This window comes from Agrococcus baldri, from assembly GCA_900114805.1.
GTDB lineage: Bacteria > Actinomycetota > Actinomycetes > Actinomycetales > Microbacteriaceae > Agrococcus > Agrococcus baldri.
Window position 1 is genome coordinate 25,563 of sequence record FOZN01000004.1, and the last position, 15,540, is coordinate 41,102.

Annotated in this window: 14 protein-coding genes; all 14 read left to right on the forward strand. The window is 71.8% G+C overall.

Going from position 1 to position 15,540, the window contains the following annotated elements; all coding sequences use genetic code 11:
- Window positions 1-2: 2 nt before the first annotated feature.
- The 14 genes from BM288_RS11760 to BM288_RS11825 all read left to right on the forward strand — a co-directional run bounded on the left by BM288_RS11760 (window position 3) and on the right by BM288_RS11825 (window position 15,482).
- Window positions 3-1,085 carry a UDP-N-acetylglucosamine--N-acetylmuramyl-(pentapeptide) pyrophosphoryl-undecaprenol N-acetylglucosamine transferase gene (locus BM288_RS11760; protein WP_092919112.1) on the forward strand — a complete coding sequence of 361 codons (1,083 nt, stop codon included), beginning with the start codon at window positions 3-5 and terminating at the stop codon, window positions 1,083-1,085.
- Complete coding sequence (gene murC, locus BM288_RS11765; RefSeq protein ID WP_092919113.1) at window positions 1,082-2,494, forward strand: UDP-N-acetylmuramate--L-alanine ligase; 1,413 nt, start codon at window positions 1,082-1,084, stop codon at window positions 2,492-2,494. The genes BM288_RS11760 and murC overlap by 4 nt, the downstream gene beginning before the upstream one ends.
- Window positions 2,491-3,693 (forward strand): FtsQ-type POTRA domain-containing protein, encoded by a 1,203-nt coding sequence (locus tag BM288_RS11770; RefSeq protein WP_092919114.1) that lies wholly within the window; start codon window positions 2,491-2,493, stop codon window positions 3,691-3,693. The genes murC and BM288_RS11770 overlap by 4 nt, the downstream gene beginning before the upstream one ends.
- 158 nt (window positions 3,694-3,851) lie before the next feature.
- The gene (gene ftsZ, locus BM288_RS11775; protein ID WP_318255532.1) at window positions 3,852-5,024 is read left to right on the forward strand and encodes a cell division protein FtsZ; all 1,173 of its coding nucleotides are present in this window, start codon (window positions 3,852-3,854) and stop codon (window positions 5,022-5,024) included.
- Between the two features lie 7 nt (window positions 5,025-5,031).
- The gene (locus BM288_RS11780) at window positions 5,032-5,703 is read left to right on the forward strand and encodes a YggS family pyridoxal phosphate-dependent enzyme (protein WP_092919115.1); all 672 of its coding nucleotides are present in this window, start codon (window positions 5,032-5,034) and stop codon (window positions 5,701-5,703) included.
- Window positions 5,704-5,733: 30 nt separating this feature from the next.
- On the forward strand, window positions 5,734-6,210 hold the full coding sequence (locus BM288_RS11785; protein WP_092919116.1) for a cell division protein SepF: 477 nt from the start codon (window positions 5,734-5,736) through the stop codon (window positions 6,208-6,210).
- A 4-nt stretch (window positions 6,211-6,214) separates the two neighbouring features.
- Window positions 6,215-6,511 (forward strand): YggT family protein, encoded by a 297-nt coding sequence (locus tag BM288_RS11790; protein ID WP_177220375.1) that lies wholly within the window; start codon window positions 6,215-6,217, stop codon window positions 6,509-6,511.
- Between the two features lie 89 nt (window positions 6,512-6,600).
- Complete coding sequence (locus tag BM288_RS11795; protein ID WP_092919118.1) at window positions 6,601-7,386, forward strand: DivIVA domain-containing protein; 786 nt, start codon at window positions 6,601-6,603, stop codon at window positions 7,384-7,386.
- Window positions 7,387-7,457: 71 nt separating this feature from the next.
- A complete protein-coding gene (lspA, locus tag BM288_RS11800) occupies window positions 7,458-8,051 on the forward strand; it encodes a signal peptidase II (protein ID WP_092919119.1) in 594 nt (197 codons plus the stop codon).
- Window positions 8,051-8,971: an RluA family pseudouridine synthase gene (locus BM288_RS11805; RefSeq protein ID WP_092919120.1), complete on the forward strand. Its 921-nt coding sequence runs from the start codon at window positions 8,051-8,053 to the stop codon at window positions 8,969-8,971. The genes lspA and BM288_RS11805 overlap by 1 nt, the downstream gene beginning before the upstream one ends.
- Before the next feature lie 47 nt (window positions 8,972-9,018).
- Window positions 9,019-12,528, forward strand: coding sequence for a DNA polymerase III subunit alpha (dnaE, locus tag BM288_RS11810; protein ID WP_092919121.1), 3,510 nt, complete (start codon window positions 9,019-9,021; stop codon window positions 12,526-12,528).
- 136 nt (window positions 12,529-12,664) lie between these two features.
- Window positions 12,665-13,993, forward strand: coding sequence for a histidinol dehydrogenase (hisD, locus tag BM288_RS11815; RefSeq protein ID WP_318255533.1), 1,329 nt, complete (start codon window positions 12,665-12,667; stop codon window positions 13,991-13,993).
- Window positions 13,993-14,463, forward strand: a complete 471-nt coding sequence (gene nrdR, locus BM288_RS11820; protein WP_092919123.1) for a transcriptional regulator NrdR — start codon at window positions 13,993-13,995, stop codon at window positions 14,461-14,463. Before hisD ends, nrdR begins: the two co-directional genes overlap by 1 nt.
- Window positions 14,460-15,482, forward strand: coding sequence for a quinone-dependent dihydroorotate dehydrogenase (locus BM288_RS11825; protein ID WP_092919124.1), 1,023 nt, complete (start codon window positions 14,460-14,462; stop codon window positions 15,480-15,482). The genes nrdR and BM288_RS11825 overlap by 4 nt, the downstream gene beginning before the upstream one ends.
- Window positions 15,483-15,540: the final 58 nt, after the last annotated feature.

Sequence of the window (15,540 nt, forward strand, 5' to 3'; positions counted from 1 at the left end):
GCATGCGCGTCCTGCTCGCCGGAGGCGGCACCGCCGGCCACGTCAACCCGCTGCTCGCGACATCGCAGCGGCTGCGGGAGCGGCATCCCGACGCCGAGCTCACCGTGCTCGGCACCGCCGAGGGGCTGGAGCGCGAGCTCGTGCCGCGCGCGGGCCTCGAGCTCGTCACGATCGAGAAGCTGCCCTTCCCGCGCAGGCCCGATGCCGCTGCGCTGCGCTTCCCCGGCCGCTGGCGGAAGGCCGTGCGGGAGGTGCGCGCGCTCATCCGCGACCGCGACATCGACGTCGTGGTCGGCTTCGGCGGCTACGCATCCGCCCCCGCCTACCGCGCCGCCCGCCTCGAGCGGGTGCCGATCGTCATCCACGAGGCGAACGCGAAGCCGGGCATGGCCAACGTGCTCGGTGCGCGCTGGACCGACTTCGTCGGGCTGTCGTACCGCTCGACGACGCTCGCGGGCGAGTTCGTCGGCATGCCGCTGCGACCTGAGATCACGTCCCTCGACCGTGCGGGGCTGCGCGATGTGGCCATCGCCGAGCTCGGCCTGGACCCCGACCGGCAGACGCTGCTGGTCACCGGCGGCTCGCAGGGCGCGCGCTCGATCAACCGCACGATCGTCGCCACCGCCGAGCAGATCGTGGGGGCAGGCTGGCAGATCCTGCACCTCTCCGGCGGCCGGCAGACCGACTTCGAGCCCGCGAGCGTCGACCACTACGTCGCGATCGAGTACCTCGACCGCATGCACCTCGCGCTCGCCGCAGCCGACCTGGTCGTGTGCCGCGCGGGCAGCCTGACCGTCTCCGAGCTGATGGCCGTCGGCCTGCCCGCCGTCTACGTGCCGCTGCCGTACGGCAACGGCGAGCAGGGCATGAACGCGGCCGACCAGGTTTCCGCTGGTGGCGCACTGCTGGTCGCCGACGGCGAGTTCACGGCAGAATGGGTGCGCACCAGGCTCGTGCCGCTGCTGCGGGATGCCGATCGGCTCGCCGAGATGGCCAGCGCCAGCGCGGGAGCCGGTGTCGGCGACGGCAGCGATCGCATGTGCGAACTGATCGAGCGGGCCGCAGCCACGAGGAGGCAGTCGTGATCGAACCGGACTTCACCCAGCAGATCCCCGAGACGATCGAGCGCATCCACTTCATCGGCATCGGCGGCTCCGGCATGTCCGGCATCGCCCACATGATGCTCGACGAGGGGCTCGCCGTGTCGGGCTCCGACCGCTCCGGCTCCGCCACCGTCGACCGCCTCGCCGAGCGCGGTGCGACGGTCGCGATCGGCCACGCCGCCGCGAACATCGCCCTCGATGAGGCGCGACCGGATGCGGTGGTCGTCACGAGCGCGCTCTGGCCGGACAACCCTGAGCTGCTCGCGGCTCGCGAGCACGGCATCCCGGTGCTGCACCGCTCGCAGGCGCTGCACGTGCTCGCCCGCGGCAAGCGCGTGGTCGCGGTCGGCGGCGCTCACGGCAAGACCACCACCACCGGCATGCTCGTGGTCGGCCTGCACGGGCTCGGCGTCGACACCGGCTTCGTCAACGGCGGCGTGATCGCCGGGCTCGATGCCTCCAGCGGCCACGGCACCTCCGACCTGTTCGTGCTGGAGGCGGATGAGTCGGACGGCTCGTTCCTGCTCTACGACGTCGCGGTCGCCCTGATCACGAACGTCGACACCGACCACCTCGACCATTACGGCACGCCGGAGGCCTTCGACGCGGCGTTCGCCGAGTTCGCCATCCGTGCGAGCGAGGCGGTCGTGATCTCCGCCGACGACCCCGGCGCGCAGCGGGTGCGCGGCATGATCGACCATCGGCGGGTGGTGACCTTCGGCGAGGCCGAGGACGCCGACGTGCGCATCCTGGAGATCCGCGCGGGGGCGAGCGCGGCCTGCACGCTGGAGATCGCCGGCGAGCGCGTCGAGCTCGAGGTCGGCGTGCCCGGCAGCCACAACGCGGTCAACGCCGCGGGCGCCCTGGCGACCCTGCTCGCGCTGGGCTTCGCGCCGGCCGAGGCGGCGCACGCGCTCGCCGGCTTCCGCGGCACCGGACGCCGCTTCGAGCTGCACGGCGAGCGCCGCGGCGTGCGCGTCTACGACGACTACGCGCACCACCCTGCCGAGGTCGACGCCGCGTTGACCGCCGCGCGCACCATCATCGGCGAGGGCCGCATCATCGCCATCCACCAGCCCCACCTGTTCACCCGCACGCGCGACATGGCCGGCGAGTTCGCCGCCGTCTACGAGCGGGTCGCCGACCACACCGTGGTGCTCGACGTCTTCGGCGCCCGCGAGGACCCCATCCCGGGCGTCACCGGGGCACTGGTCGCCGAGCGCTTCGAGGACGGCTCCGAGGTCGACTTCCTGCCCGACTGGCAGCGGGCCGCCGAGCGGGCCGCCGAACTCGCCCAGGAGGGCGACATCATCGTCACCCTCTCCTGCGGCGACGTGTACCGCATCATCCCGCAGGTGCTCTCGGCGCTCGAGGATGGCGACGAGGCGTGAGGCGCCCCGACGGGTTCGAGCGACCGCTCGGGGAGCGTGCTGAGGATGCTGCCGCGCACGACGATCGCGGCGCGCAGCAGGGCGTCGCTGCCGAGGTGCGCGAGGTCATCCGCCTCGATGCGCTGCGCCGCCGCCGAGACGAGGCGCGTCGGTCTGCGGCGGAGGCGGACTGGGGGCGGCAGGCCCGGCCGGAGCCCCGCCGCTGGGCGCTGAGCGCATACGCCGACCTGGACGACGATGCGATCGCCGAGGACGTGCACGCCGCGACGGGGGAGCAGGGCGCCGCCACGGGAGCCGAGCAGGGCGACGCGCCCGCCGAGCTGCCGCCGGAGCGCGGCTCCCACGCGCAGCGCGTCGACCGCGCCTGGCGGAAGGCGCAGCGCGAGCAGCGGCGCCTCGACCGCGCAGAGATGGACGACGCCAAGCGCGAGGCGAAGGCCGCCAAGCGCGCCCGCGCGCGCAAGGAGCGCTCGGAGGTGCGCCGCTTCACGGCGCCCCGCCGCCGGCAGCTGCGCGTCGCGCTCATCACCGCCGGCGGGCTGGGCCTCGCGCTGGCGCTGCTCGTGGCGCTGGTCTGGTCGCCGCTGATGGCCGTGCGCGAGGTGCGGGTCGAGGGCGCGGAGCGCATCGAGCCGGCAGTCGTGCAGGAGGCGCTCGCCGACCAGTTGGGTGAGCCCATCGCCACCGTCACCGAGGCCGGTGTCGCCGAGCGGCTGCAGGCGATTCCGCAGATCGAGTCGTTCCGCCTCGACGTGGTACCGCCGTCGACCGTGATCGTGCGGCTCGTCGAGCGACGGCCGGTCGCGATCATCGAGACGGATGCGGGGGCCTCGGTCATCGACGCGGCCGGCGTCGTGCTCGGCCAGGTCGACGACACCACTGCGGCGCTGCCGAGGCTCGACGGCGTCGAGATCGGCAGCGAGCACTTCGAGGCCGTCGCGACCGTGCTGGTGTCCGTCCCCGCAGAGGTGCTCGAGGCCACCGAGCGCATCGCGGCACCGACCCCCTCAGACATCCGGCTGACGCTCGCGACGGGCCAGACGGTGGAGTGGGGCGGCGCCGAGCAGAGCCCCCTGAAGGCCGACGTGGTGGCCGCGCTGATGGCGACGCAGGACCCCGCCGCAGCGGCCGAGCTCGACGTGCGAGCACCGGAGCACCCGGTCGTCCGAGGCTCCTCGGCCTCCACCGGGTCGCCGTAGAACCTGACGATTCTTTTTCTTGGCGCTCCCGCGCACGACACGCCCTGTCGGTCCCGCGTTCGCACGTCCGTGGCCCGTACCGTCAGAGACGTCAGCATGAAGTGAGGAATTCTCTAAACTTCAACTAGAGGTTGAGAGTTCGATCGAGGGGCCGGAACGTGACTTCCAACAACAACTACCTCGCCGTCATCAAGGTGGTCGGCGTGGGCGGTGGCGGCGTGAACGCCGTGAACCGCATGAACGAGCTCGGCCTGCGAGGGGTCGAGTTCATCGCCATCAACACGGACGCGCAGGCGCTGCTGCTCAGCGACGCGGACGTCAAGCTCGACGTGGGCCGAGAGCTCACCAAGGGTCTCGGCGCAGGTGCCGACCCCGAGGTGGGCAGGCGCGCCGCCGAGGACCACGCGGAGGAGATCGAGGAGGCGCTCGCCGGCGCCGACATGGTCTTCGTCACCGCCGGTGAGGGCGGCGGCACGGGCACCGGCGGTGCGCCGGTCGTCGCGCGCATCGCCAAGAGCCTCGGCGCGCTCACCGTCGGCGTCGTGACGAAGCCGTTCTCGTTCGAGGGCAAGCGCCGCCAGGCGCAGGCCGAGACGGGCGTCGAGGCGCTCAAGAACGAGGTCGACACGCTCATCGTGGTGCCGAACGACCGCCTGCTCGAGATCAGCGACATGGGCATCTCGATGGTCGAGGCCTTCGAGACCGCCGACCAGGTGCTGCTCGCCGGTGTGCAGGGCATCACCGACCTGATCACCACGCCGGGCCTGATCAACGTCGACTTCGCCGATGTGAAGTCGGTCATGCAGGGTGCGGGCAGCGCGCTGATGGGCATCGGCTCGTCGCGCGGCGCCGACCGGGCGATCAAGGCCGCAGAGCTCGCGGTCGCGAGCCCGCTGCTGGAGGCGAAGATCGATGGTGCGCACGGCGTGCTGCTGTCGATCCAGGCCGGCAGCAACCTCGGCATCCACGAGACCTACGACGCGGCGAAGCTCGTGCAGGAGGCCGTGCACCCGGAGGCGAACATCATCTTCGGCACGGTCATCGACGACACTCTCGGCGACGAGGTGCGCGTCACCGTCATCGCCGCTGGCTTCGACGGCGCAGGCCCGATAGCGAAGGACGACGACTCCGTCATCCGCACCGCGGCGCGCGAGGACATGGGCCTGCGCGCCTCGACCCCCAGCGCTCCCGCGGCGCCGCGCACCGAGGAGCCGGCCGAGCGCCGCGCGGTGCCCGCACCGCCGGTCGCCGACCACCTCACCGGTCCCGTGCAGCCGCTGACCCAGGTGGACGAGGAGGAGGACGAGTTCCTCCCCGACTTCCTGCGCTGACACGCCCATGACCGACGCCCCTGCGCGCCTGGCCGCCTTCCTCGAGGATCTCGAGCAGGCGCGCCAGGCGCGCGACGTCACCGTGGTCGTCGTCACGAAGTTCCACCCGGCCGAGCTCGTGCGCGAGCTCGCCGAGGCCGGTCACCGCGACTTCGGCGAGAACCGGCATCCCGAGGCGCGCGACAAGGCCCTCGGGCTCGCGCAGCTCGGCCTGACCTGGCACTTCCTCGGCCAGCTGCAGCGCAAGAAGGCGCGCCAGGTCGCCGCCTACGCCGACGTGCTGCACTCGATCGACTCGATCGAGCTCGTCGAGGCGCTCGAAGGCGGTGAATCGCCGCACGAGCGGCCCGTCCGCGACGCGCTCGTGCAGGTCAACCTGACCGACGACCCAGGCCGCGGCGGCATCGACCCGGCCCGCGTCGAAGCGCTGGCGGAGCGCGTCGCCGCCTCGCCGGCGCTGCGCCTGCGCGGGGTGATGGCCGTCGCGCCGCTCGACGAGGAGCCCGGTCGCGCGTTCGAGCGCCTCGCGACGCACGCCGAGCGCGTGCGTCGACTGGACGCATCCGCCGACTGGATCTCGGCGGGCATGAGCGCCGACTGGCGCGAGGCCCTGCAGCACGGCGCGACACACCTGCGAATCGGCACCGCAATCACGGGAAACCGCCCAGCCGGCGGATAGCGTGAACCCACGCCACGAGGAGGATCCAGCATGAGCAACGCACTGAAGAAGGCGGCGATCTACTTCGGCTTCGCCGAGGAGGATGAGCTGACCCAGGAGGTCCGCCCCGTCGAGCGGGCCGAGGAGCACGACCGTGCCCCGCAGCCGCAGCCGCAGCCGCGCGAGCGCGTCGAGGAGCCGCGCCGTGCGCCCGTCACCAAGCTCCGCGCGAGCCAGAAGGTCAACGACATGAGCGAGATCCTCACGGTGCACCCGCGCCAGTACAAGGACGCCAAGCCGATCGCGGAGGCATTCCGCGACGGCACGCCCGTCATCATCAACCTGTCGCAGATGACCGATGGTGATGCCCGCCGGCTGATCGACTTCTCCGCCGGCCTCACGCAGGGCCTGGAGGGGCGCATCGAGCGCGTCACCACCAAGGTCTACCTGCTCACCCCCGAGCACATCGCGGTCTCTGGCGGCCGGGGCGTCGACGAGGACGCGGACTCGGCCGTCTTCGCGCACTGACGCGGTGGAGATCGTCTCGATCCTCGCCTGGGTCGTCCACACCGCGCTGCTGGTCTCGTTCTACGTCCTCTGGGCGAGGATCATCCTCGACTTCGTCCGGCAGCTGCGGCATGACTGGCGTCCGCAGGGATTCTGGCTCCTGGTGTCCGTCTGGCTCATGCGGCTGACCGATCCTCCGCTGCGCTTCGTGCGCCGCTTCGTGAAGCCGGTGCGGATCGGCGGCGCGATGCTCGACATCGCCATGCTCGTGCTGCTGCTGGGCCTGCTGCTGGCGATGACGATCGTCGGGCCGCTGCGTTGACGCTACGATCATCGGAACGCGACCGCGGACAGGTACAGTAATTCTGCGCAGCCTGCCGAAGGCCGCGAGTTGACCAAGAAAGGCACGCCATGGCTCTGACTCCTGACGACGTCGTCCACAAGCGCTTCGAGACGACGCGCTTCCGGGACGGCTACGACCAGGACGAGGTCGACGACTTCCTCGACGAGGTCGTCACAGAGCTCCGTCGGCTGACGGAGGAGAACGAGAGCCTCCGCAGCGAGAACGAGCAGCTCAAGTCCGGTGCCGGCGCCGCCGCTGCTGCCGACGGCGATGTCGAGGCCGTCGCGCGCCCCGACGCCGCAGAGCTCGAGAGCCTGCGTGCCGAGAACGAGCGCCTCACCAAGGAGCTCGCCGACCGCGACGCCGCCGCCCAGAGCGCAGCCGCCGAGGCCGCTGCCGCCCCGGAGGTCGTCGCCGAGACCGAGGTCGCGCAGACCGAGGCCGAGGAGGCGCCCGAGGCACAGGCCGCGCCGGTCGTGGACGCCGCACCGGCCGAGGCGGCCGCCACGCCCGCATCCACCAACGCCGACGGCCTGCTGGCGCTGGCGCAGCGGGTGCACGACGAGCACGTCGCCGAGGGCGAGCGCAAGCGCGACGAGCTGATCGCCGCCGCGGAGACCTCCGCGCAGGAGATCGAGGACGCCGCCGAGCAGCGCAAGGTGGCGCTGCAGCAGGAGTTCGACGACAAGAAGGCCAAGCTCGACGAGCAGAAGGCCGGTCTCGAGGCCAAGATCGACGAGCTCAAGAGCTTCGAGCGCGACTACCGCCTCAAGCTGCGCGGCTACATCGAGAGCCAGCTGCGCGACCTCGATCGCTCCTCCTCGCTCGCCTTCGGCGGGCAGGGCGGCAACTGAGCCGCTCGGTGGCCACCGGCTCCGCGACGGACGACAGCGCTGCGGCGGTTCCGAGACGCACTCCCTGGCGGATGCTGGGGCTCGTCTTCGGGACCGCCGTCATCGCGTGGGTGGTCGACTTCCTGACCAAGGAGTGGGTGCTCGCCTCGATGACCGAGGGCGAGCATCGGCAGGTGCTCGGCGAGATCCTGCAGTGGCACTTCGTGCGCAACCCCGGCGCCGCCTTCTCCCTCGCCGAGGGCTCCACCTGGATCTTCACGATCCTCGCCTCCGCCGTGGTGATCTTCATCCTCACGCAGGTGCGACGCATCCGCTCGCTCCTGTGGGCGGCGGCGCTCGGCGGTCTGCTGGGCGGCACGCTCGGCAACCTCACCGACCGGCTGACGCGCGAGCCGGGCGTCTTCGTCGGCCACGTCATCGACTTCATCCAGGTGTGGGGCTTCCCGGCGATCTTCAACGTCGCCGACATCTTCGTGGTCGGATCGATGATCGGCGTCGTGCTGCTCGTGCTGGCCAACATCGGCCTGGACGGCGTGCGGCACACCGACGAGCCGAAGCGCGCCGCGGTCGACGCCGACCCCGATGCGACGCAGCCGCTCGACCCCGAGGACCGGCCCGACGGCTCGAACGGCCGACACGGCGAGCGACCCGGCGACCGGCACTGATGGAGACCCGCTTCCTGCAGGTTCCTCCCGGCCTCGACGGCGCACGGGCGGATGCCGGGCTCGCCAAGCTGCTCGGGCTCTCCCGCACCGCCGTGGTCGGGATGCTCGAGGCGGGCGGCGCGCAGCAGGACGGCGCGGTGCTGCAGAAGTCGGACCGCCTGCGAGGGGACGCCTGGCTCGACCTCAGCTGGCAGCCGCGGCAGGAGCCCGCGATCGTCGCGACGCCGGTGCCGGATCTCGGCATCGTGCACGACGACGACGACATCGTCGTGGTCGACAAGCCCGCGGGCGTCGCCGCGCATCCTTCGATGGGCTGGCAGGGACCGACCGTCGTCGGCGCGCTCGCCGCTGCCGGGTTCCAGGTCGCCACCTCCGGAGCCGCCGAGCGGCAGGGCGTCGTGCACCGCCTCGACGCCGGCACGAGCGGGCTGATGGTGGTCGCCAAGAGCGAGATCGCCTACACGCGGCTGAAGGCCGCCTTCCACGACCGCGAGGTCTCGAAGATCTACCACGCCGCCGTGCAGGGGCACCCGGATCCGCTCGCCGGCACCATCGACGCCCCGGTCGGCCGGCACCCGAACCACGAGTGGCGGTTCGCCGTCGTCTCGAGCGGCAAGCACGCCATCACGCACTACGAGACGCTGGAGGCGTACCGGGGCGGCAGCCTGCTGGAGATCGAGCTCGAGACGGGCCGCACCCACCAGATCCGTGTGCACATGGCGGCCAGGAGGCATCCGTGCCTGGGCGACGCCATGTACGGCGCGGACCCCACGATCTCGGCGAAGCTCGGGCTCACGCGCCAGTGGCTGCACGCCATGCGGCTGGGGTTCCGGCACCCGGCGACGGGGGAACAGGTGCAGTTCGAGTCGCGCTACCCGGCCGAGCTCGCGCACGCGCTCGAGCTGCTGCGCGACGAGTAGGAGCACCGGCCTGTCGGGTGGGCGCCTCGACGTAGGATCGAGATGCCATGGCAGAGAACTTCGCGCACCTCCACGTCCACACCGAGTACTCGATGCTCGACGGGGCGGCTCGCATCACCGACCTCATGCAGGCGGTGCAGCAGGAGCAGATGCCGGCGGTCGCGATGACCGACCACGGCAACATCTTCGGCGCCTTCGAGTTCTGGAAGGCCGCGAAGGCGCACGGCGTGAAGCCGATCATCGGCACCGAGGCCTACATCACGCCCGGCACGCACCGCAGCGACAAGACGCGCGTGAAGTGGGGCGGGCAGGATGCCAGGCCCGGCGACGACGTCTCCGGCAGCGGCGCGTACACGCACATGACGCTGCTGGCCGAGAACAACGAGGGGATGCACAACCTCTTCCGGCTCTCGTCCTACGCCTCGATGGAGGGCTTCTACTTCAAGCCGCGCATGGATCGCGAGCTGCTCGAGCGGTACTCGGGCGGGCTCATCGCCACCACCGGCTGCCCCTCCGGCGAGGTGCAGACGCGGCTGCGGCTGGGGCAGTTCGACGAAGCGCTCGCCGCCGCAGCCTCCTACCGCGACCTGTTCGGTGCCGAGAACTACTTCCTCGAGCTGATGGACCACGGGCTCGAGATCGAGCGCCGCGTGCGCGACGGCCTGCTCGAGATCGGCAGGCAGCTCGGCCTGCCGCCGCTGGCCACGAACGACCTGCACTACACGCACGCCGAGGATGCCAAGAGCCACGAGGCGCTGCTGTGCGTGCAGTCGGGCTCGACGATGGACGACCCGAACCGCTTCCGCCTCGAGGGCGGCGGCTACTACGTGAAGTCGGCCGCCGAGATGCGGCACCTCTTCCGCGACATGCCCGAGGCGTGCGACAACACGCTGCTGATCGCCGAGCGCTGCGACGTCGAGTTCGACACCAGCGCCAACTACATGCCGCGCTACCCGGTGCCGGAGGGTCACGACGAGCACTCCTGGTTCCGCCACGAGGTGCAGGTCGGGCTCGAGAAGCGCTACCCGAGCGGCATCCCGGACGCGGTGCAGGCGCGAGCCGAGTACGAGATCGGCGTGATCTCGAACATGGGCTTCCCCGGCTACTTCCTGGTGGTCGCCGACTTCATCAACTGGGCGAAGGACAACGGCATCCGGGTGGGACCGGGCCGCGGCTCCGGTGCCGGCTCGATGGCTGCATACGCGATGCGCATCACCGACCTCGACCCGCTCGAGCACGGTCTGATCTTCGAGCGCTTCCTCAACCCCGACCGCGTCTCGATGCCCGACTTCGACATCGACTTCGACGACCGGCGCCGCGGCGAGGTCATCCGCTACGTGACCGAGAAGTACGGCACCGAGCGCGTCGCGCAGATCGTCACCTACGGCACGATCAAGCAGAAGCAGGCGCTCAAGGACGCCAGTCGCGTGCTCGGCTTCCCCTTCGGCATGGGCGACAAGCTGACCAAGGCGATGCCGCCGGCGATCATGGCGAAGGACATCCCGCTGGCCGGCATCACCGACCCCGAGCATGAGCGCTACAAGGAGGCGGGCGACTTCCGCGCGCTGCTCGAGACCGACCCGGACGCGAAGACCGTCTACGACACCGCCCTCGGCCTCGAGAACCTGAAGCGCCAGTGGGGCGTGCACGCGGCGGGGGTCATCATGTCCTCCGACCCGCTGATCGACATCATCCCGATCATGAAGCGGGAGCAGGACGGCGCGATCATCACGCAGTTCGACTACCCGGCGTGCGAGTCGCTCGGCCTCATCAAGATGGACTTCCTGGGGCTGCGCAACCTCACCATCGTCTCGGACGCGCTCGACAACATCCGCGCCAACCGCGGCGAGGAGCTCGACCTCGAGACCCTCGCGCTCGACGACCGCGGCGCCTACGAGCTGCTCGGCAGGGGCGACACGCTCGGCGTCTTCCAGCTCGACGGCGGCCCGCTGCGCTCCCTGCTGCGGCTCATGAAGCCCGACAACTTCGGCGACATCTCGGCCGTCATCGCGCTCTACCGGCCCGGCCCCATGGGTGCCGACTCGCACACCAACTACGCGCTGCGCAAGAACGGCCAGCAGCCGATCACGCCCATCCACCCCGAGCTCGAGGAGCCGCTGGACGACATCCTCTCGGAGTCGTACGGCCTCATCATCTACCAGGAGCAGGTGATGGCGGTCGCGCAGAAGGTGGCCGGCTACTCGCTCGGCCAGGCCGACATCCTGCGGCGCGCGATGGGCAAGAAGAAGAAGGAGGAGCTCGACAAGCAGTTCGAGGCCTTCTCCGGCGGCATGCACGAGCGCGGCTACTCCGCCGCCGCGGTGAAGGCGCTGTGGGACATCCTGCTGCCCTTCTCGGACTACGCCTTCAACAAGGCGCACTCCGCCGCCTACGGCGTCATCTCCTACTGGACGGCCTACCTCAAGGCGCACTATCCGGCCGAGTACATGGCGGCGCTGCTGACGAGCGTCGGCGACTCCAAGGACAAGATGGCCATCTACCTCTCCGAGTGCCGGCGCATGGGCATCACGGTGCTGCCGCCGGATGTCAACGAGTCGACGCTGTACTTCACGGCCGTGGGCGACGACATCCGCTTCGGCCTCGGTGCGGTGCGCAACGTCGGCGACGGGGTGGTCGACGGCATCATCGGCGCGCGCGAGCGCGAGGGCGCCTTCACCTCCTTCCACGACTTCCTGAAGAAGGCACCGCTGGGCGTCGCGAACAAGCGCACCGTCGAGTCGCTGATCAAGTCGGGCGGCTTCGACACCATGGGTGCCACGCGCCGCGGCATGCTCGAGATCCACGAGGATGCGGTGGACGCGGCCGTCTCCATCAAGCGCAACGAGGCGAACGGCCAGGTCGACCTCTTCGGCGACATCTTCGACGACCTCGACACCGTCGCCGACCGGGTGCCGGACCGGCCGGAGTGGGGCAAGCAGGACAAGCTCGCCTTCGAGCGCGAGATGCTCGGCCTGTACGTCTCCGACCACCCGCTGTCAGGCCTGGAGCTCGAGCTCGCGAAGCACGCGACGCATCAGATCCAGGAGCTGAACGAGTCGGTCGAGGATGGCGATCACGTCGCGATCGCCGGTCTCATCACCAGCGTGCAGCACCGGGTGGCCCGCAACTCCGGCAACCCCTACGGCATCATCGCGGTCGAGGACTTCAGCGGCGAGCTCGAGATCATGGTGCTCGGCAAGACCTACACGGAGTACCGCGCCGCGCTGCTGGCCGACCAGGTGGTGGTCGTGCGCGGCCGTGCGCAGACCCGGGACGACAGCATCACGGTGCGTGCGAACAGCATCGACACCCCTGATGTGCAGCCGATCGACGACACCCGGCCGCTCGAGCTGCGGATCCCCGAGCGGCGCGCCTCGATGACGGCGATGCGCGAGCTGCGCGGACTGCTCGAGCGCCACGCGGGACAGACCGACGTGCGCATCGCGCTGCAGCGGCCCGACATGGAGCGCGTGTTCGCGGTGCCGCTGCGGGTGCGGGTCTCCTCCGACCTGTTCGGCGAGATCAAGAGCCTGCTCGGCCCCGCCTCGATCGCCTGACCGCCTCCCTGCCTGCCCAGCTCCGCTCTCGCGGCCACTCGCTGCGGGGCGAGCGCACGCGGGAGGTGGCCAGCGCTGCCGGCCCGCCACAGCAGCGGCACCGGCGGGGCGTCCGCGACCTGCGAAGATGGAAGACGTGCTCCGACGAATCGACCTGACGACCCTGCCCGCCGAGCAGGAGCTGCGCGGCCTGCTGCCACGGCCGGCAGTCGACGTGGCGGCATCGCTCGCCGCGGTGACCGAGCTCATCGACGCCGTGCGCGAGCGCGGGGCCGACGCGCTCATCGAGCAGGCCGAGCGCTTCGACCACGTGCGGCCGACCGAGATCCGGGTCGGCGCACAGGCACTGACGGATGCGCTCACTGCGCTCGACCCGTCGGTGCGGGATGCGCTCGAGGTCGCCGTCGACCGCGTGCGGATCGGCTCGAGGGCGCAGGTGCCGCCGTCGATGGTCGCGCACATCGCCGAGGGTGCCGAGATCGAGCTGCGCTGGCAGCCGGTCGACCGCGTCGGCCTGTACGTGCCCGGCGGCAAGGCCGTCTACCCCTCGAGCGTGGTCATGAACGTGGTCGCGGCGCAGGCCGCCGGCGTGTGCTCGATCGCGGTCGCGAGCCCGGCGCAGGCCGACCACGCGGGGCTGCCCCACCCGACCATCCTCGCCGCGTGCGCGCTGCTGGGCGTCGAGGAGGTCTACGCGATGGGCGGGGCCGGCGCCATCGGCGCGCTCGCCCACGGCGTGCCCTCGATCGGCCTGGCGCCGGTCGATGTGGTGACCGGCCCCGGCAACGTCTTCGTCGCCGCGGCGAAGCGCGTCGTCGCGGGCACCGTGCGCGTGGACGCGGAGGCCGGGCCCACGGAGATCCTCGTGATCGCGGACGACTCCGCCGATGCCGAGCTCGTGGCCGCCGACCTGGTCAGCCAGGCGGAGCACGACGAGCTCGCGTCGGCCGTGCTCGTGACCGACTCGGCCGAGCTCGCGGACCGCGTGGACGCATCCGTCGCCCGCCGGGCCGCAGCGACCGCCGCGGCCGAGCGCGTCGCCGCGTCGCTGATGGGGGAGCAGTCGGCGATCGTGCTGGTCGCCGATCTCGCGGCGGCCGCCAGAGTGAGCGACGCCTACGCGCCCGAGCACCTCGAGATCATCACGCGCGACGACGACGCAGTGCTGGCGATGGTGCGGCACGCCGGGGCCATCTTCCTCGGCCCGCACACGCCCGTGAGCCTGGGCGACTACGCAGCCGGCTCCAACCACGTGCTGCCCACCGGCGGTCAGGCGCGCCGCGTCGCGGGCCTCGGCGCCGCGACCTTCCTGCGCGCGCAGCAGGTGGTGCGCTACGACCGCGCCGCGCTCGCCGAGGTGCGCCGCGAGGTGACGGCGCTCGCCGCCGCCGAGGGCCTGCCCGCGCACGGCGAGGCCATCGAGGCCCGCTTCGAGGAGCCGGCACGCCGGCAGGAGGTGCGCTGATGCACTGCCCCTTCTGCCGCAACCCCGACTCGCGGGTGGTCGACTCGCGCACGAGCGACGACGGCACCTCGATCCGCCGCCGCCGGCAGTGCACCGAGTGCGGCCGGCGCTTCACCACCACCGAGACCGCGAGCCTCTCGGTGGTCAAGCGCTCGGGGGTGCTCGAGCCGTTCCGCCGCGAGAAGGTCATCGAGGGCGTGCGCAAGGCCGTGCGCGGCCGGCCCGTGACCGACGCCGATCTGGCGGGCGTCGCGCAGTCGGTGGAGGAGACGATCCGCGCGACCGGCGCCAGCCAGATCGACGCGAACGAGATCGGCCTGGCGGTGCTGCCGCCGCTGCGCGAGCTCGACGAGGTCGCCTACCTGCGCTTCGCGAGCGTCTACAACAACTTCGACTCGCTGGACGACTTCGAGACCGCCATCCGCACCCTGCGCGAGGGCAAGCGCACTGACGAGGAGCCAGCCGAGTGACCGCCTACGAGCTGCTCTTCAGGCACGGCTTCACGAAGATCGACCCGGAGGCGGCCCACCACCTGGGCGCCACCGCCATCACGGCCATCGGCGCCGCGCGCCCCGGCGTGCGCACCGACCCGGTGCTGCGCACCCGCGCGCTCGGCCGCGAGTTCCCGACGCCCTTCGGCGTCGCGGCGGGCTTCGACAAGGACGCCACGATGATCGCCGGCCTCGGCGCGCTCGGCTTCGGCCACGTCGAGGTGGGCACCGTCACGGCGCTGCCGCAGCCCGGCAACGACCGGCCGCGGCTGTTCCGCCTCACCGACGACCGCGCGCTCGTCAACCGGATGGGCTTCAACAACGGGGGCGCCGCCGCCGCAGCCGAGCGCATCGCCGCTGCCCGGGAGGCGCGCTCTCGCCCGGTCGTCGGCGTCAACATCGGCAAGAGCCGCGTGGTCGACGCGGCCGACGCCGCCGCGGTCGAGGCCGACTACCTGCACTCGGCCAGGCTGCTGGCGCCGGTCGCCGACTACCTGGCGGTCAACGTCTCCTCACCGAACACGCCCGGCCTGCGCGGCCTGCAGGACGAACGGCTGCTCGAGCCGCTGCTCACGGCCATCCGCGGCGCATCCGGCAGCACGCCCGTGCTGGTGAAGATCGCACCCGACCTCGACGACGAGCAGGTCGCCGGCATCGCCGCGCTCGCCGGCCGCATCGAGCTCGCCGGCGTCATCGCCACGAACACGACCATCAGCCGCGAGGGCCTGACGAGCACAGCGGATGCGGTGGCGCACGCGGGCGCGGGGGGCCTGTCCGGGCGGCCGGTCGCCGCTCGCTCGCTCGCGGTGCTGCGCATCCTGCGCGCGGAGCTGCCCGCTGCGCTCGAGGTCATCTCGGTCGGCGGCGTCGAGACGGCCGACGACGTGCGCGAGCGGCTGCAGGCGGGCGCGGCGCTCGTGCAGGGCTACACCGGCTTCATCTACCGCGGCCCTGGCTGGGCGCGAGAGATCAACCGCGGGCTGCTCGCCGCGCGGTGATCGCGCAGCGCGCGGAGGGCCGCTCCGTCCCGATCCGGCCCTGCGGCCTACGCGACGA